This window comes from Aliarcobacter faecis (assembly GCF_013201705.1).
Classification (GTDB): Bacteria; Campylobacterota; Campylobacteria; order Campylobacterales; family Arcobacteraceae; genus Aliarcobacter; species Aliarcobacter faecis.
Genome location: NZ_CP053837.1, coordinates 55711 through 74099 on the forward strand (window position 1 = coordinate 55711; position 18389 = coordinate 74099).

Sequence of the window (18389 nt, forward strand, 5' to 3'; positions counted from 1 at the left end):
AAAAAATTTCATATCTAAAATTTAATAGAGATATTAAATTAACTATAGATAACACAACTAGATTATTAGAGTATATAGAGATATATATGTTTAATAAGATAGTAGCCAAAGAATATTATCAAATTTATAAATATAAGAAATTATATTTATAGGCAAGAAAAAAGGAACCTGAATAAAATCGTAAGATTTTTTTAGGCTCCGTATATAAGCTATTAAGGGCTAATGGTGGATGCCTAGACTGTAAGAGGCGAAGAAAGACGTATTAGGCTGCGATAAGCCACGGGGAGCTGCCAAAGAGCTTTGATCCGTGGATTTCTGAATGGGGCAACCCAATATAATGAGAATTATATTACCCTACGGGGAGCAAACCTAGTGAAGTGAAACATCTCAGTAGCTAGAGGAAGAGAAATCAAAAGAGATTCCGTAAGTAGCGGCGAGCGAACGCGGATTAGGACAAACCCAATGCTTGCATTGGGGGTTGTAGGACCATGATATAAGATTAAAGAGGATAGATGAAATACTTGGAAAAGTGTAGCATAGAAGGTGAAACTCCTGTAATTAAAATTCTCAATAACTTTAATGGTATCCTGAGTAGGTCGGAACACGTGATATTTTGACTGAAGCTGGGGGGACCACCCTCCAATCCTAAATACTACTTACAGATCGATAGTGAACAAGTACCGTGAGGGAAAGGTGAAAAGTACTGCAGCGAGCAGAGTGAAATAGAACCTGAAACCATTAGCTTACAATCATTCAGAGCCCTATGATTTATCAGGGTGATGGACTGCCTTTTGCATAATGAGCCTGCGAGTTGTGGTGTCTGGCAAGGTTAAGCCAAGTGCGAAGCCGTAGCGAAAGCGAGTCTTAATAGGGCGACATAGTCAGATGCTGCAGACCCGAAACGAAGTGATCTATCCATGAGCAGGTTGAAGCTGGTGTAAGAGCCAGTGGAGGACCGAACCCGCTGACGTTGAAAAGTCTTGGGATGACTTGTGGATAGGGGTGAAAGGCCAATCAAACTTCGTGATAGCTGGTTCTCTCCGAAATATATTTAGGTATAGCCTTGTGTTGTAGCATATAGGGGTAGAGCACTGAATGGGCTAGGGCTGCTTACCGCGGTACCAAACCCTATCAAACTATGAATACTATATGTGGAATCACAGGAGTCAGGCGGTGGGTGATAAAATCCGTCGTCGAGAGGGGAACAACCCAGACTAACAGCTAAGGTCCCTAAGTTACATCTAAGTGGAAAACGATGTGGAGTTACTGTGACAACCAGGAGGTTGGCTTAGAAGCAGCCATCCTTTAAAGAAAGCGTAACAGCTCACTGGTCTAGTGATTCTGCGCGGAAAATATAACGGGGCTAAGATGTACACCGAAGCTTTAGATTCAATTTTAATTGAGTGGTAGGAGAGCGTTCTATTCAGCGTTGAAGGTATACCGGTAAGGAGTGCTGGAGCGGATAGAAGTGAGCATGCAGGCATGAGTAGCGTTAAAAGGGGTGAGAATCCCCTTCGCCGAAAACCCAAGGTTTCCTACGCGATGCTCGTCATCGTAGGGTTAGTCGGGTCCTAAGTCGAGTCCGAAAGGGGTAGACGATGGCAAATTGGTTAATATTCCAATACCAACATATAAGCGCGATGTGGGGACGCATAGAGTTAATCGAGGTCACGGATGGAAGTGTGGCTCGAAGGATGTAGGTTGTTAAGTAGGCAAATCCGCTTAACGTTAGACCGAGATCTTACAGGCTCTTGACACTCTTCGGAGGAGATGGAGAATCGATGATACTGTCGTGCCAAGAAAAGCCACTAAGTATATTATATGTTGCCCGTACCGTAAACCGACACAGGTGGGTGGGATGAGTATTCTAAGGCGCGTGGAAGAACCCTCTTTAAGGAACTCTGCAAACTAGCACCGTATCTTCGGTATAAGGTGTGCCTACTTTGGTATATGAACTTGCTTCAAAAAGCTAAAGAGGTTGCAACAAAGAGTCCCTCCCGACTGTTTACCAAAAACACAGCACTTTGCTAACACGTAAGTGGATGTATAAGGTGTGACGCCTGCCCGGTGCTCGAAGGTTAATTGATGATGTCAGCTCACGCGAAGCATTTGATCGAAGCCCGAGTAAACGGCGGCCGTAACTATAACGGTCCTAAGGTAGCGAAATTCCTTGTCAGTTAAATACTGACCTGCATGAATGGCGTAACGAGATGGGAGCTGTCTCAAAGAGGGATCCAGTGAAATTGTAGTGGAGGTGAAAATTCCTCCTACCCGCGGAAAGACGGAAAGACCCCGTGCACCTTTACTACAGCTTGACACTGTAGCTTGGATATTCATGTGCAGGATAGGTGGGAGGCTATGATGACTAGACGCCAGTAGAGTCGGAGCCATCCTTGAGATACCACCCTTGAATATTTGAGTTACTAACTGCGAAGAGTTATCCTCTTTCAGGACAATGTCTGGTGGGTAGTTTGACTGGGGCGGTCGCCTCCTAAATAGTAACGGAGGCTTACAAAGGTTAGTTCAAAGCGGTTGGAAATCGCTTGTTGAGTATAATGGCATAAACTAGCTTGACTGTGAGACCAACAAGTCGAACAGAGACGAAAGTCGGTCATAGTGATCCGGTGGTTCTGCGTGGAAGGGCCATCGCTCAAAGGATAAAAGGTACGCCGGGGATAACAGGCTGATCTCCCCCAAGAGCTCACATCGACGGGGAGGTTTGGCACCTCGATGTCGGCTCATCGCATCCTGGGGCTGTAGTCGGTCCCAAGGGTATGGCTGTTCGCCATTTAAAGCGGTACGCGAGCTGGGTTCAGAACGTCGTGAGACAGTTCGGTCCCTATCTTCCGTGGGCGTAGGAAAGTTGAAGAGATTTGTCCCTAGTACGAGAGGACCGGGATGAACCAACCACTGGTGTACCAATTGTTCTGCCAAGAGCATCGTTGGGTAGCCACGTTGGGATGTGATAAGAGCTGAAAGCATCTAAGCTCGAAGCCAACTCTAAGATGAACTTTCCCTGAAGTTCCCAGCAAGACTAGCTGGTTGATAGGCTGGGTGTGTAATGGGTGTAAGCCCTTTAGCTGACCAGTACTAATAGAACGTTTGGCTTATTTTAATCATTTCTTTGGTTTACTATCTTATTAAGCATATTTTACTTATGTTTAATTTGTTGATTTATATGTAGTTATACAAATATGAAAGCATAAAGACTTTAGCATTAGATTCTCAAATATCACAATTTGAGTAGAAAGAGTTAATCCTTTTAGAATTACAATATTCTTTAAGCATTTATACTTTAACTTTTTTTACTCAAATTTGTTGGTGGTTAAAGAGAAGTGGAAATACCCAGTACCATTCCGAACCTGGCAGTCAAGCACTTCATCGCCGATAATACTGCAGGGTCCCCTTGTGGAAACGTAGGTCGCCGCCAGCTCTTTTGAGTTTTTACATACACACAAAAGCTTAGCTCTTTATACTATTATCAGTATATCGTGCTAAGCTTTTTTTTTACCTACTTTTTTTCACATTGCAATTTATCGAAGCTCTAGACAAAACTTTATTCTATCCTCTCTTTCTAGTTTAAATCATATTCCTTTTTTATTCATACTTTATATTTCTTAGCTTCCTCCCCCTCCCATCTTCTTTTTGAGTTATTAATACATTTCATCTACCTAAATTACTATCTATTCCTTTTTAATGTAATAGCTATTTTAGCTTCTTATCCTTTTTAGCCACCTCTTTTATTGTTATTTTCTTATCTATTTATTCTTTTATCCATTAAAAGCTCTTTTTCCCCTCAATTTAACCTATTTGTAGTAAAAGCTTTTGTATAATTAATCTAATTTTAAGAAATGTTTTGTAATAATTCTTTTATAGAATAATTTAGGGTTGGATGCAATCCGAAGAGTTGAAAATTTTAACTCTATGCTTGGGACTTTTATAAGAAAACAAGAAAGTTTTGGATGTGATAAATTTATCACAATGCATATAAATATAAAAGGATTTATTATGAGAATTAATACAAATGTTTCATCTTTAACTGCACAAGAAGCTGCACAAAATACAAGTAAGACTTTAACTAATTCATTAGAAAAACTTTCTACTGGATTTAGAATTAATAAAGCTAGTGATGATGCTTCTGGTCTTGCTATTGCAGATAAGTTAAGAACACAAGCAACATCTATTAATCAAGGTATTGCAAATGGTAATTCAGCTGTTGCACTTTTACAAATTGCTGATAAATCTATGGGAGAGCAATCAAGTATTCTTGATACAATTAAGTCTAAATTAATTCAAGCAAATACTGATACAACTTCATCTGCTGGTAGAGAGTCTATTAGAAAAGATATTAATAAACTTTTAACACAGTTAGATAATATTGCTACTCAGACAAATTATAATGGTACTTCACTATTACAAAAGTCTTCAAGTAGTACATCAGCATCAGCTGGATTAAAGTTTCAAGTAGGTGAAAAATCTTCAGATACTATTACTAATACAGGTATTCAATCAAATACTTCAGGGTTGGGATTAACATCTTTAAAAGGATTAGCTGCAAGCGGTCTTACTCAAACAATTGCTGGTGATCAACAATCTAAAATTGATGAAGCAATTACAACTCTGAATGGATATAGAGGAGATATAGGTTCTACTCAAAACCAAGTTGAATCAGCTGTTAGAAACTTAATGACACAAGCAACAAATGTTAAAGCTGCTGAGTCTATTATTAGAGATGTTGATTATGCTGCTGAGTCTGCAAACTTCAACAAACAAAATATTATTTCTCAAGCTGGATCTTATGCAATTAGCCAAGCTAATGCAGTTCAACAAAATGTTCTTAGATTACTTCAATAGTAAGTAGTTTTTGATTATCATTCTTTTTTATTATAAGGGGGGGGGAAAAGAGGTTTATAACCTTTTCCCCTTTTTTAGTTTAATCTTTTTAAACAATTTATATAGTCATTTATTATTGTATATATTTGTGTTAATAGAATATCATTTATCTTTTTTATTTTTTTTGTCTCATTTTTGAGTTTTATATCATTAAAATGATAAGATAAATAAGGTAAAACAATTTGTGCATAATTGATTAAAATTCGTGATATAGAACTACTTAGAAACTCAAAATCTGTAATTGAAGATAAAAAAGATATTGTTGATTTATAAAAATCATTATATGTAGTATATTCACTTTTCTTAAATATCTCAAACTCATTTCTTAAAATATTTTCCAGAAATTCTATCTCTTTATAAATTCTTTGTTTAGAATTATTATCCAAGTTTTCAGAAGAGTTAGCATTTAGTAAGTTTATAATTTTATTTTCTGAAGTATTAATCTCTTTAAAGTTTTCAACTTCAATATCTTTAATCCTTTTTGGAATAGTATTTTCTATATATGCACCTTGTGAGGATAAATTATAAATATTAGCCTTATAATTATTTGAAATTAATCTTTTTTCTAAATATTTAATAGAGGTATAAAATAACCCTGTTGTAAATACTTCTGATTGAAAATTACCTTTTACTTTTATAAGACCTTTTCTTAAACCAAACTCTTTCTTCTCTTGATCATGTTCTAATTTAAAACTTTTATTTAATCCCGAACTACTTGTTTGAGCGTGAGTGCTTCCTGTTGATTGATTTAATGCAAAATCTAAACCTATTAAATATAATTCTTTAATATTTAAATTTAGAAGTAATTCTATAGATAATTCTCCAATACTAAATCCACTAAAGGCTAGATTATTAGTGTAAAAAGGAATAAAAGTCTCATAAAAGAATAGATTTTCCTTATTAAATTTTTCTAAAACTTTTTTATTTGTAATCATTGAAGCAAAAATTATAGTATTCCTATCTATTTTATTTACTGTTTCATCATCAAATTGTGTTCTATTTAAAAATTCTTGTTCATCTAGGGTTATTATTATATCAATTTTAATATTCTTTGAGAGGAGTTTTTTATAAACTGCTCCTATTGCTACTATAAAAAACTTATTTTGATTCTCTTTTATCCATTCAATATTTTCATCTAAAGAGGGACCAGCAGCTAAAAATAGTACTTTTAAATCTTTGAAATAATCAAAATTATCTTTAATTTTATTAAATAGTAGAACTTTATAAGGATTTGATAAAATATTTGTTGATCTATTAATATATGTATATAAATATCTATTATAGTCGTAAGAAGTTGGTTTTATAGTTAAAAAAGTTGAGAGTATTCTATCTATATATTCACTAATATTCACTCCTGTAGTAGAAAATTTTAATATATAATTTTCCAAGGGTGATACTGAAAGAAAAGTATTTATATTTTTTTCTTCATCTAAAGTACTATCCATTATAGAAAAGACTACACCTTTATTCTTTGCTAAGATTGTATAATCAATACAAAATAGTGATAATCTGAAAATCTCAAGATTTCTTTCACATACTAAATATATTTGAGCATCTATCTTTTCTGCTATTTTTGGAATATGTCTTCCTAATAGTGTACCTAGAAATATAAATTTATCAATTCTTTTTAATCTTTTTTTATTATCTTCTAAAAAATCATTTAGATTTGATGAGTAAGAATAAATATCTCTTTGTGTTAAAAAGTTTGATTCTCCTAAATGTTCCATATTGAATTTATCAATGATTTTATCTTGATTAAGAATTTTAGTAGTATATATTGTTTCTAGTGTAAAGATAGATTCTTTTTCATCAAATTGAACTTTTCTAATAAATTCATTATTCTTTTTTTTTGGAGTTCTATTATATAAATATTTGTCATTTACTATGTCATATATATCAAAATCTCCATCTTCCATAATAAAATCTAAAGCATATTTTTCTTCATAAGTACCATTTTCTATCATTCTTGAAAGTTCATCTACCCTATGGTATAGTTTATTGTCATATTCACTTAAAAATGTCAAATTTGCTAAGAATGTAGTTGTAAGTGCATTTTGTAGTTGAATTTGTGCTTCTGTCATAAGATTTTCCTCTTTTTAGATTGAGATTTTTATAAATAAGAATAGTTATTAAAAGTTATAATGTAATCTTCATTTAATTTAGTTATTATTATACTTAATTATGATAATTAAAAAATAAAAAGATTAGGTAAAGTTAAACATAATGGATAATTCAAAACAATTGGAAGAGTTGCAAAAGACATTAAATACTATTTATATAAAAAATTTAGAGTTTTTTAAAAAAAGTGTTCCAAATATATATAATAAGATTTTGGAGTTTGAAAAACTTAATATTGAAAATTACTCTTTAGAGTTTAGAGATAATAATTTTTGTTTAATTTACTTAGAAAATAGTTTAAATTTATATGAAGTAGAACCATTTACAGATTCTATAAATAGAGTAAATAATTTTAGTGTAAGTTCTGCTTTTAATTTAATAAAAATTGAGCATTTAAAAAAAAGAAATCATTATAACAATGAAATAAATGCTTATGAATATTTAAATCAATTTATAGATAATTTCCAAAATATTGATATAAATATAAATAAATTCATTTTTATAGGTACTCTTTTGGGAGTTCATATAAATGATTTTCATAAAGTTTTAAAAGCAAATACATATTTGATAATTGAACCAAATATTGAAATATTTAGATTATCTATGTTTATGACTGATTATGAAATATTATCAAAAGATTCTAAATTATTTTTTGCAGTTAGTGAAAATAGTATAGAGTTAAATAAAATAATAAAAGATTTTATGAAATATAAATATGAGTTTAATAATTTTATACACTATGAATTGGTATATAAAAATAATGAAGAGATTATTAATGAACTTATAAAATCTTTTACTTATTTAGGGGAGATGAGATATCCATTCTCAGAATTCTTAATTAGTCTAAAAAGAGGATATGACTATTTCTTTGAAGAGAAAAATATATTAAATCTTAGTCAAAAATACTCTTTTCTAAAGAATAAAAAAGTACTGTTCTTAGGTGCTGGAGTATCTTTGGAGAAAAACTTTGAATGGCTATATTTAAATCAAGAAAAATTTATCATAGTAGCTTCAAGTGCTGTTTTAAAACATCTTAAAATTTTAGATATTGTTCCAGATATTATTTTGGCTATTGATGGGCAAAAAGATGTAATGATAGAACAGTTTAATACAGCTCCTGAAATGTATAAAAATTCTATAATTTTAGTTTCAATAAAATTAGATTATGAACTTTTTAGTACAAAATTAAAAGATACTAAAATATTTTTTATGCAAAATGCTTTGGAGTTATTTGCAGGATTCGGATTTTTAAGAGGAGTTACTGTAGGAGACTTAGGTGTTGATATTTTGGCAAAGCTTGGAAGTAATGAAATATATCTTTTGGGAGTTGATGCAAGTATTGATGGTGAAAGTGGAAAAACTCATATTGGAACTCATAACTCTTCAAGAAAAATAGATTTAAATAAAAAAGATAGTGGAAATTTTAGAGATGATATAGTCTATACTAAAGGAAATTTTGAGAAGTTTGTACCTACATTTAGAGAATATCTCGATATGATAGATAGTCTTGAAGAGATAATTTCTAATCATAAAAATAGTTTAAAAGTTTATAATCTTGGTTCAGGAGCCTATTTTAAAGGTTCTTTTCCTTTAAAAGTAGATAATTTTAATTATGAAAAGATAGATAAAGAGATATTTAAAAATGAATTTTTAAGTAGTTTGAGAAATATTTCAAAACAAAAATTAGATAGTATTGATATAAAAGATATTCAAAAAGAGAAAAAAGTATTAAAAAAACTAAATGGTATAAAAGTAGATAATTTTTATAAAGAGTTTAAAATAGTTTTCGAAAACTATCCAAACTCTATGATATGTAATATTTTTGATAGATTCTTTAAACTAGTTTTACCATATTTTTATATGTTAAAAGATAGAGATTTAGCAAATGAGATTTTAGAAAAACAAATTTACGAAATTTTGAATAGTTTTAACAGTATATTCGATAAAATAAAATAATTTTTACTATATTTAGTGGTATCTTTAGATATCTTTTGAGAAATAGTTAATTTTTACTTGCTACAAAAATAATATATTACCTATGTTGATATAAAATTATAAGTTAAACAGATTTTCATTCTATCCATACCAAACTATTCCCAGCTCTTTGGTTATTTTTTGAACTATTTTTTAGCTCTTCTAACTCTATTTTATTTATATTATAATCTTCAAATTCTGTAGAGATATTTAATTTTTTTAACATATCTCTTAGTGGTTTTGAGCTTAACTCTTCAAATATCTCAATCAAAGTTTTATCTATAAAATTATATTTTCCTATAATATTATCTATTAGCATTGGAAGTGTAAAACTACAAGCAAGACCGTGAGGAACACCTTTATTTGCTGTTATATAGTAACTCATGGCATGTGCGAGTGCTGTTTGTGTATTTGAAAAAGCAAGTCCTGCATACATACAAGCCTTTAAAATCTCTGTTCTATACTCTAAATTTTGTAAATCATTAGCAAGTTTTGGTAAATATTCCATAATTAGTTTTGATGAATTTACTGCATAGTTTATAGTTATAGGATTTGCATTTTTATTCCATATTGATTCCAAGGCATGAGATAAAGTATCAAGCCCAGTTTGAATAGTAATATCTTTTGGAAGACTTAAAGTTAGTTTTACATCGTATATAGCTATTTTAGGAAAAAGTTCAGACAGATGAAGTGAATACTTTTTCTTTTCATCCATATCCCAAATAGTTGCCCAAGGAGTTATCTCACTACCTGTCCCTGCTGTTGTAGGAAGAGAGATTATAGGAATAGTTTTATACTTACATTCATTAATTATTTCTTTTGTAAGATTTGTTACAAAGTTTGAATCTTTTTCTTCATTATAAATAGAGAAATACTTTGAAGCATCAAGTACACTTCCACCACCAATAGCTAGGATTTGTTCAAACTCATATTTATGTATATCCTCATAAGCAAGTTCTAAATCTTTAAATTCTGGATGAGATTTTACATCACTAAATGTATATACTAAACAAGAAGTAAGAGATTTTATTTTATCTTCCAATCCTCTTTTTATAAATCCACTTGATGTTACAAGTAGAGTTTTTTTACCATCTAAATATTTATCAATATTTTCTAGTTCATTTTCACCAAATACAATTTTTGTAGGCATATAGTATGAAAAATTAGTCAAATTTATTTACCTCCACAACTTCAAGTGGTGGTCTTGGTGTTTCATCATCAAATCCACACTTAATATGTAAAAAGTTTAATGATTTTTTTACTTTTATATCATCTACTGTTTTATTAAAATCTTTTAAAGATATAATAGTTTTTTTTACAACATTAAATCCACTTGCTTTTGCAATAGCAATATAATCAATATGTTTTTGATATGTATTTTGTCCACCTGTACTCTTGTTTGTTTCATTATCAAATAAAATATAAGTTAAATCAACTTCATCTTTATATCTTCCTGCACTTGTAAGTCCACCCATATGCATTACAAACTCAGCATCTCCACCACAAACTATTACTTTTTTACCTGTTTTTGCTGCTCCTAAACCAAGGCTCAAAGCTCCACCCATATTTCCAGCCATATAGAAGTTATTTGTATTTGGCATAAAGCTATACATCTCTCTTGCAGTATTTCCTGTTGTTCCTATAAAAAGTGTATTATCATTTTTAAACTTCTCATCTAAAGAGAGCAAAAACTTACTCCTAGGAACATAATTTGACAAATCTAGTTTATGCTCATCATCTAGCTCTACTTTTGTGAAGCTATCTTTTTTTATTATTGCAATTGTATTTGTATTATTACAAAGTTCTATTTGCTCTATTGTATTAGTTAAATTTTTATTATCTAAAATCAGACTTTCATATCCATAAGCGTGAATTAAAGTTGGAAGTTCAGTTGCAAGATGCTTATGTTGTATTTCGCTATCTGGTGCTTTATATGTTCTCCAGCTTGTAAGAATTGGAAATGTAACTCCATAAGGTTTTAGCAAGCTTGTTATACAGCTTCCCATATTTGTAACACCACTTGATTGAACAATAACTATTGGTTTTGCTCCAGCCATTTTAAGTCCAGCTGCAATACTACAAGCAACCGCTTCACTAGCACTTGGAAGATACTCTATTTTAGGATTATTTATAGCTTCATTTATAACATCTTTTGCAAAGCTACAAGGAACTACACAAAGGTGTGTGTAGTTTTCTTCTATAAGTGAATTTATAAAATCTTTTGTATTTAATGCCATTATCTTGTACCTGGAATTAAATCTAATATCTCTTTAATTGATAGTAGTTTCTCTTCAGCCTCTTGGCTTCTATCATTTTCTAAAATAGAAAGTGCTACATTTTTCATTCCTGGATATGCAGCTCTTAGCATATGATTTGCATAGATTACTATATTAACTCCTGCTTGACTTAGTTCTTTTGCTGTGATTTGATTAAAGCTTGTAGGAACTACAACTATTGGAATATTTTCATTATACTCTCTTAATATTTTACAAAATTCCAAAATCTCATTTGGGCTTTTTTGTCTTGAATGAATCATTATTCCATCTGCACCAGCTTCAATATATGCTTTTGCTCTAGTTATTGCATCAATCATTCCTTTTTTTAAGATAAGGCTTTCAATTCTAGCAATAATCATAAAATCATCTGTAATTTGTGATTTTTTACCAGTTCTAATCTTTTCACAAAAATTCTCTATACTATCTTGAGTTTGTTCTACTTCATTTCCAAATAGAGAGTTTTTCTTTAAACCTGTTTTATCTTCTATAATTACTGCACTAACACCTGTTCTTTCTAAACTTCTAACTGTAAAAGCAAAGTGTTCAGCAATTCCACCTGTATCTGCATCATAAATCATAGGTTTGGTAGTAACTTCAAATATCTCATTTATTGTATTTATTCTAGCAGTAACATCAACTGTTTCAATATCTGGTTTTCCCTTTGAAGTACTATCAGTAAGAGAACTTGACCACATTCCATCATACTCTATACCATTATTGGCTTTTATATTTTCAACTATTAATCCACTTAAAGCATTATGAGTCTCCATAATTCTTACAATCTCTTTTGAGTCTATTAATCTTCTAAGTCTAGATCTTCTAATATCTGGAGTCGTTCCAAGTTCCTTTAAAGATTTATTTAGTTGTGTAGAAGATATTCCATCTGTATAAGAAGGTTCTATTAGTTCTCCACCCCATTTGGCTAAAGTATCAATAACTTGTTGTCTAGTTTTTGCTTGGATTCCCTCTTTCCAATCATCCCCATGAACAACAATATCTGGTTTTACAAGTTCTAAATTTGGTCTATAATCTAAAGTATCTTGAGGAATTACCTCTTTTACACCTTTTATATTTTCAATTACAGCTTTTCTTTGTTCATAAGTCATATAAGGAAGTCTTTTATAACTTGCTATTGCTTTATCTGTAAGTAGTCCTACTATAACTTCTCCTAACCCTGCTGCTATTTTTAATATATTCATATGACCTGGATGTACCAAATCAGCACTCATTCCTACATATACTTTTTTCATAACTTATATTTTCTACTTATCTTATTATGAATTTGAATAATAGTCAATATTTGTATATTTACTGTAATGCCAATTTTTAATAACCTTTTTCCAATTACCATACAGCTTTTCTAAATATATAACTTCATCATTTGGTATTTTTATTATTTTATTTTTGAAAATATACTCTTTTGCTGGAAAGCAGATTTCTTTTTTAGAGTTTAATCTTCTTTTTGAAACCATCCAATACAATGTATCATTATGTTCATATTTGAAAGCTAAGTCTAAACCTAACACTTCATTATTTATATTAGAGGTACTTATACTATTATATATAGTCAAAATCATAGGAAGTTCTTTTTCTTCATTTCCAATTACAATATCTCGAATCTTTATATCTATCTTCCAATTGTTATCTTCGCAATACTCATTTTTATAGCTAGGTAAATAACTAGATAATAGCTTTTTGATTTTTTCTATTTCTAAAGCAGGAACTGCAAAATCTATATCTATATCCCAAGGTAATATTTTATTATCTCGTATAATACCCAAAAGAGTTCCATGATCAACATGGTACACAATGTCATTTTGATTAAATAATTCAGCAATATCAAACATTAACTGCTCTGCTATTTGTATATTTTTATTATCTTTAAACTGTAACTCTTCAGTATTAGAATAAAATATATTAACTTTATTTTTAAAAATACCCATACTTAAAAGTTGTTTTTCTATTTCAAATTCCCATGAACTAGCAATAATTATTTCATCATAATCTAGCTTTTCTAAAGATTCAGGAGAATAGATATTTTTATCAAATAACTTTGTATTATGTTTTTTAATATCATTATCACAAAAACCAATAACATTAAAATCTTGTTTACCTTTTAAATGATTAAAAACTCTTTCGCCAAACTTACTAGCTCCAAAAATTATTATATTTTTCATATATTAACCTTGATAATTTTCTCAATTAATAAATTGGCTACTTCATCAATCTCATTAAAGTGTATTTTTTTTGGTAAGTTTATATTAAAAACATCTTTTACTTTGTTTATAAGCTCATCAGTATAGTAAAGTGTTGCATCTTCTATTTTTTCTATACCGTCTAAATATAAAGAGTTTTTATTATGATTTCTCATATCATCATATGAAAAATAACTTTCATCAAAACTTATTTCTTGAAGATTACCATCAATTTTTATTGGATAACCACCAATTTCTCCAAAAGCACCTGGTGAATGAAAAGTTAGAGATTTTTTTTCTCTTAATGCTTTTATAATCTTTACTACTATCTCAAAATTACTACTAGCATTCATCATATTTCTTTTTTGATCTGTAGGCATATTTATTGCACAAGCTTTATAGATTTTATTTATATCCAAAATAACATCTTTTTTGTTTACTGTAATATTAAGAAGTGGATTTATGCCCTCCGTTTGTCCTTCTTTAGATATTACAACGTCATGAAAATGACTTGTAGAGATTATTACATTTATCTCATCTTTTATTGATAATCCTAGTTCTTGTTTTACTGCAAATTTTATTCTAGGTATTAAGTGGTTTAAATTTCCACTACCAAAATCTGGATAATTGAGTCCTGATGATTTTAACCAAGCATTCACCGCATCAGAATATGAAGTGTTTATAACTATTGCATCGCTAGAAGCTTTTTTATGAGCAAGCATAATATTTTTTATAATACTTATTGATAATGGTGTCCATATTCCATATGCTCTAATATTATGCCAAGAAATTCCACCATATTTTATTCCACTATAAGCTCTTGAAGAATTAACAATAAAATCTGGATTTTCTTCTTTTAAAATATCTACTATATTTTCAATATTATTAAAATCTACTTTTTTTACTATAATATTAGAGAACAATTCTCCTCTAATAGATGCTGCGACAGTAGCTATATTTACATCTTGCTCTAACTTCTCTATATTTCTACCCAAAACTAAAATTTCTATTTGAGAATCTTTTAGAGATAAAAAATAATTTAGTAAATAGTTACCAACACTCCCTAATCCAAATATAGCTATTTTTATTTTTTCATTATTATTAATTTTTTTTGCTAAACTTTTTACTTTGTTATTTGTAGAATTCATTTGATACTCCTTGCTTGTAATTATCTATTGTATTACAATTATACCAATTTCTGATTTTTATAAAATCTACCAAATTAGTTTCGATTTTAGAAAAATATTTATCTATAGTTTCAAGATTGGTATAATTTAAATTTTCTTGTGTAAATATAGCAGAAATCTTTTTTAAAAGTTTAAAGTCTATAAACTTCCAAATCTGAGCAGAGTTTTTAATAGAAACAAAAGGTTCATTTATCTCTAAAAATTCATGACCAGTATCATACTTATATACTATTTTATTTTTTGTATTGATATAAAAAATAACAGATGTTTTTGCATCTATTTGTTCAGTATTGTATGTAATTACATTTTTTTTGCTATCTACAACTGCTTGGAAAGAATTTTTATCAATAATTAAATCTCCTTCTATAAAAAGTACCTCATCATATTTTTTATCTAAGGCTCTAATTCCACACAATAATGATTCATTACTTCCAAACATATAATTACTATTTTTTACCAAAACTATTTTATCATTATATAAACTATTAATATAACTTTCTAGTTCATCAAATTTATATCCCCCAACAATTACAATAGTATCAAACAAATCAAGAGAATAATTTAATAAAATATCTAGTATAGATGGGTATTCTTCTTCTTTGTACATAGATTTTAAAATATCCTTATTTATACTTTTCCTAAACCTTTTTGACTCACCAGCTATGGTAATAATTATTGCTCTATTCATTATTTTTAACCTTTGTATTAATACACATATCAAGCCCCATATTAAGTGTTATGGTTTCTTTCCAATTTGTCTTAGCTTTAATTTTATCAGTATTTAAGAGCCTTCTAATAGGATCATTTTCTCTATATCCATCATAGTAAATTTGTAAGTTTTTAATATTCATTTTATTTGCAATTTTTTGTACAAGTTCTAATATTTGTATCTCTTCTTGTGTACCAACATTATAAACACTTCCATCTAATGCTTTATCACTTTCTAAAAGAGATATAATCGAAGAACAACTATCATAATTGTGTAAAAAAGTTCTGCTATTTATTTTTGAATTTTCAAGTAGTGTTATACAGTTATTACTTTTTAGCTTATCAATTATATATGGTATTATGTGTTCACTATATAGTTCATCATTACTATATACATTAGCAAAACGAATAGAGCAACCTTGTATTAAATCTTTTAATACAGCATCTTTAATAAAAAATTCTGTTAATAATTTTCCTGTTGCATAACTTGTTCTTTGTGAGTTTTCTACCGTTGCAAGTGTTATGGAGTCTTCTTCTTTTACACCCTCTTTTTTCCAAGATTGCATAGAATAAACTTCAGAAGTACTACAATTTATAAATTTTTTGGCTCTTAATCCGATTGCCATATCTAAAAAACTTTTCATTCCTAAAACATTAGTTTCAAATGTATCATTTACATTATAAAAATGTTTAGTATGTACTACTGCTGCACAATTAATAAAATATAAATTATAATCTTTATAATTAAGCTCTAAATATTTTTGTAATTTTCTCATCTGCTCTATATTATTTATATCATATTCAAAAAAGGTAAAATGCTTATTACTTTCTAAATCTGATACACTTCTTATCGAACTAGCAAAAAAATTATCAAACCCAACTACATTTACTCCTTTATTCACATATTGTCTTGCGAGTTCATTGCCAGTCATTCCTGTAACACCACTAATAACTATAACTTCTCTCATTTATACACCCTTTTCAAGTCTATCTTTATAATATTTATCAATGTTATAGTTCTTATATGCTTCTTGTTCTTTTTTTATGTCATAAGAGACTTTACAAAATTGTATATTATTTGTAAGAGTATCGAAAATTGCATATTGAGAAGAATTATCTAAATTTCTTGGTTGTCCAACAGAGCCAGGATTTATAAAAATTGTTTTTTTTCTTTCTTTTAACTGTGAATTTTCATCTTTATAAAAAATCTCAAAAAAATGTGGTTTATGAGAATGTCCTGAAAATACAACATCATACTCTTTATATAGGTTTTCATTTATATTTGAAGGATTTATTGTACCCCAAAAAATATCATCTAAAGACCCATGAATAAATAGATATTTTTTACCATCTATTATTTTACTAACAAAAGATTTTGTAAAAATATTTTTAATATAGTTACTATTTTCAATGCTTATATTGTCTTTGATTATATTTAAAGCATCTTTACCTCTTTGTGATGAAAAACGATTATCTTCAATACCAAGAAAAGCCATTTCATGATTACCTGCAAGTAAAACTTCAGTAATTGGTTCTATGGCTTTTAATTCTTCTAAAACTTCATTGGTATGTACACCATAATTTATTACATCCCCTAAAATACAAAAACGATATTTAGAAAGATTTTTATCTTTAATATCCTTTAAAACAGAAGTTAATGCTTCTAAGTTCGCATGAATATCAGAAAGCAAGATTAAGTACATTTGTAAACCTTATATTTATTATTTATACTCATTATCTAGTTCCTGGAATTAAATCTAAAATCTCTTTTATCTCCATACAATCAGATTCTGCTTCAAAACTTCTTTTATATTTTAATATTGATTTAGCGACTTTCATCATTCCAGGATATGCAGCTCTTAGCATATGATTTGCATAAATTACTATATTTACACCCATCGCAGCAAACTCATTAGTTGTTACACTATTAAAAGAAGTTGGTACAACTACAAGTGGAGTATCTTTATCATTTTCTCTAAATAGTGTAATAAACTCTATAATCTCTTTTGGATCTTTATATCTTGAATGAATCATTATTCCATCTGCACCAGCAATTACATATGCTCTTGCTCTAGCTATTGCATCATCCATACCTTTATCTAAAATTAAGCTTTCAATTCTTGCAATAATCATAAACTCATCTGTTATTTGTGCTTTTTTACCTGCTTTTATTTTTTCACAAAAGTTTTTAATACTATCTTGTGTTTGTTCTACTTCTGTACCAAAAAGTGAGTTTTTCTTTAATCCAGTTTTATCTTCTATTATTACTGCACTTACTCCTGTTCTTTCAAGTGTTCTAACAGTAAATTCAAAATGTTCTTGCTTTCCACCTGTATCTGCATCATAAATCATAGGTTTTGTAGTAACTTCAAAGATTTCATTTATAGTAGTCATTCTAGCTGTTGTATCAACTGCTTCAATATCTGGCTTTCCTTTTGATGTACTATCTGTTAGAGAACTTGACCACATACCATCAAAAGTCACTATCTCTTCATCTGCTGTTTGTTCACTTGCATTTTCTGCAATTAGACCACTTAAAGCATTATGCACTTCTAAGATTTTTACAATAGGTTTTGCTTCAATTAATTTTCTAAGTCTTCCTAATCTTGCTGTACTAGTAATTCCAAGTTTTTGTTTCTCTTCTTTTATTTTAAGATCTGAGATATCACTACTATACGGAATTTCTATTAATTTGCCATCCCATTCTTTAAGTAGTTCAATTACTTCTTCTCTATATTTTTTTTGATAACCACTTTTCCAATCATCACCATGAACTACAAAATGTGGTTTAAGTTTCAATAAATTATCCTTATAACTAGCACTATTTTGTGGAATAATTTTTTTTACCATTGAAAAGCTTTCAAGTACTTCTTTTCTTTTATCATAATCTAAGTATGTTATATCATTTACTTCACCACAAGCTTTTAATGTCCACAATCCAACAATCACTTCTCCATGTTTACTTGCTTCTTTTAATACTCTTATATGCCCCGCATGTACTAAATCAGCCATTAAGCTTACATAAACTATTGTCATAC

Annotated in this window: 12 protein-coding genes and 2 rRNA genes; 4 read left to right on the forward strand and 10 right to left on the reverse strand. The window is 29.3% G+C overall.

The genetic code is table 11. The annotated features are described in order from the left end of the window. Positions 1–202 precede the first annotated feature (202 nt). The 3 genes from AFAEC_RS00305 (at position 203) to AFAEC_RS00315 (ending at position 4854) form a co-directional block, all read left to right on the forward strand. Positions 203–3115: ribosomal RNA gene (locus AFAEC_RS00305) — 23S ribosomal RNA — on the forward strand. A gap of 202 nt (positions 3116–3317) precedes the next feature. Then, positions 3318–3433 (forward strand): 5S ribosomal RNA (rrf, locus tag AFAEC_RS00310). A gap of 575 nt (positions 3434–4008) precedes the next feature. Then, positions 4009–4854 carry a flagellin gene (locus tag AFAEC_RS00315; RefSeq protein ID WP_026806811.1) on the forward strand — a complete coding sequence of 282 codons (846 nt, stop codon included), beginning with the start codon at positions 4009–4011 and terminating at the stop codon, positions 4852–4854. 74 nt (positions 4855–4928) lie between these two features. On the opposite strand, the gene AFAEC_RS00320 is transcribed toward AFAEC_RS00315, so the two are convergent. Next, positions 4929–6974: a motility associated factor glycosyltransferase family protein gene (locus tag AFAEC_RS00320; protein ID WP_026806810.1), complete on the reverse strand. Its 2046-nt coding sequence runs from the start codon at positions 6972–6974 to the stop codon at positions 4929–4931. 142 nt (positions 6975–7116) lie between these two features. Between AFAEC_RS00320 and AFAEC_RS00325 the strand changes: the two genes are divergently transcribed. Then, entirely contained in the window at positions 7117–8967 is a 1851-nt protein-coding gene (locus AFAEC_RS00325; protein ID WP_026806809.1) for a 6-hydroxymethylpterin diphosphokinase MptE-like protein, read from the forward strand. A 115-nt stretch (positions 8968–9082) separates the two neighbouring features. Here the strand turns inward: AFAEC_RS00325 and AFAEC_RS00330 are convergent, their stop codons facing one another. The 9 genes from AFAEC_RS00330 to aepX (AFAEC_RS00370) are packed head-to-tail and all read right to left on the reverse strand — an operon-like array spanning position 9083 to position 18387. Beyond that, the gene (locus AFAEC_RS00330) at positions 9083–10156 is read right to left on the reverse strand and encodes a phosphonoacetaldehyde reductase (protein ID WP_027391045.1); all 1074 of its coding nucleotides are present in this window, start codon (positions 10154–10156) and stop codon (positions 9083–9085) included. Then, positions 10149–11222 carry a thiamine pyrophosphate-dependent enzyme gene (locus AFAEC_RS00335; RefSeq protein WP_034216744.1) on the reverse strand — a complete coding sequence of 358 codons (1074 nt, stop codon included), beginning with the start codon at positions 11220–11222 and terminating at the stop codon, positions 10149–10151. Before AFAEC_RS00335 ends, AFAEC_RS00330 begins: the two co-directional genes overlap by 8 nt. Further along, on the reverse strand, positions 11222–12511 hold the full coding sequence (aepX, locus tag AFAEC_RS00340; protein WP_026806806.1) for a phosphoenolpyruvate mutase: 1290 nt from the start codon (positions 12509–12511) through the stop codon (positions 11222–11224). The genes AFAEC_RS00335 and aepX (AFAEC_RS00340) overlap by 1 nt, the downstream gene beginning before the upstream one ends. 24 nt (positions 12512–12535) lie before the next feature. Beyond that, a complete protein-coding gene (locus AFAEC_RS00345; protein WP_026806805.1) occupies positions 12536–13438 on the reverse strand; it encodes a LicD family protein in 903 nt (300 codons plus the stop codon). Beyond that, the gene (locus tag AFAEC_RS00350) at positions 13435–14604 is read right to left on the reverse strand and encodes a hypothetical protein (protein ID WP_026806804.1); all 1170 of its coding nucleotides are present in this window, start codon (positions 14602–14604) and stop codon (positions 13435–13437) included. Before AFAEC_RS00350 ends, AFAEC_RS00345 begins: the two co-directional genes overlap by 4 nt. Further along, a complete protein-coding gene (locus AFAEC_RS00355; RefSeq protein WP_034216743.1) occupies positions 14588–15331 on the reverse strand; it encodes a DUF6564 domain-containing protein in 744 nt (247 codons plus the stop codon). Before AFAEC_RS00355 ends, AFAEC_RS00350 begins: the two co-directional genes overlap by 17 nt. After that, positions 15324–16319: an NAD-dependent epimerase/dehydratase family protein gene (locus tag AFAEC_RS00360; RefSeq protein WP_026806802.1), complete on the reverse strand. Its 996-nt coding sequence runs from the start codon at positions 16317–16319 to the stop codon at positions 15324–15326. The genes AFAEC_RS00355 and AFAEC_RS00360 overlap by 8 nt, the downstream gene beginning before the upstream one ends. Continuing rightward, a complete protein-coding gene (locus AFAEC_RS00365; RefSeq protein WP_026806801.1) occupies positions 16320–17054 on the reverse strand; it encodes a metallophosphoesterase family protein in 735 nt (244 codons plus the stop codon). 31 nt (positions 17055–17085) lie between these two features. Continuing rightward, positions 17086–18387 carry a phosphoenolpyruvate mutase gene (gene aepX, locus AFAEC_RS00370; protein ID WP_026806800.1) on the reverse strand — a complete coding sequence of 434 codons (1302 nt, stop codon included), beginning with the start codon at positions 18385–18387 and terminating at the stop codon, positions 17086–17088. Positions 18388–18389: the final 2 nt, after the last annotated feature.

Bases quoted from the DNA above. Each gene is read 5' to 3' on its own strand.
- AFAEC_RS00315 (WP_026806811.1), top strand. From the start codon at position 4,009: ATGAGAATTAATACAAATGTTTCATCTTTAACTGCACAAGAAGCTGCA.
- AFAEC_RS00320 (WP_026806810.1), bottom strand. From the start codon at position 6,974: ATGACAGAAGCACAAATTCAACTACAAAATGCACTTACAACTACATTC.
- AFAEC_RS00325 (WP_026806809.1), top strand. From the start codon at position 7,117: ATGGATAATTCAAAACAATTGGAAGAGTTGCAAAAGACATTAAATACT.
- AFAEC_RS00335 (WP_034216744.1), bottom strand. From the start codon at position 11,222: ATGGCATTAAATACAAAAGATTTTATAAATTCACTTATAGAAGAAAAC.
- aepX (WP_026806806.1), bottom strand. From the start codon at position 12,511: ATGAAAAAAGTATATGTAGGAATGAGTGCTGATTTGGTACATCCAGGT.
- AFAEC_RS00345 (WP_026806805.1), bottom strand. From the start codon at position 13,438: ATGAAAAATATAATAATTTTTGGAGCTAGTAAGTTTGGCGAAAGAGTT.
- AFAEC_RS00350 (WP_026806804.1), bottom strand. From the start codon at position 14,604: ATGAATTCTACAAATAACAAAGTAAAAAGTTTAGCAAAAAAAATTAAT.
- AFAEC_RS00355 (WP_034216743.1), bottom strand. From the start codon at position 15,331: ATGAATAGAGCAATAATTATTACCATAGCTGGTGAGTCAAAAAGGTTT.
- AFAEC_RS00360 (WP_026806802.1), bottom strand. From the start codon at position 16,319: ATGAGAGAAGTTATAGTTATTAGTGGTGTTACAGGAATGACTGGCAAT.
- AFAEC_RS00365 (WP_026806801.1), bottom strand. From the start codon at position 17,054: ATGTACTTAATCTTGCTTTCTGATATTCATGCGAACTTAGAAGCATTA.
- aepX (WP_026806800.1), bottom strand. From the start codon at position 18,387: ATGACAATAGTTTATGTAAGCTTAATGGCTGATTTAGTACATGCGGGG.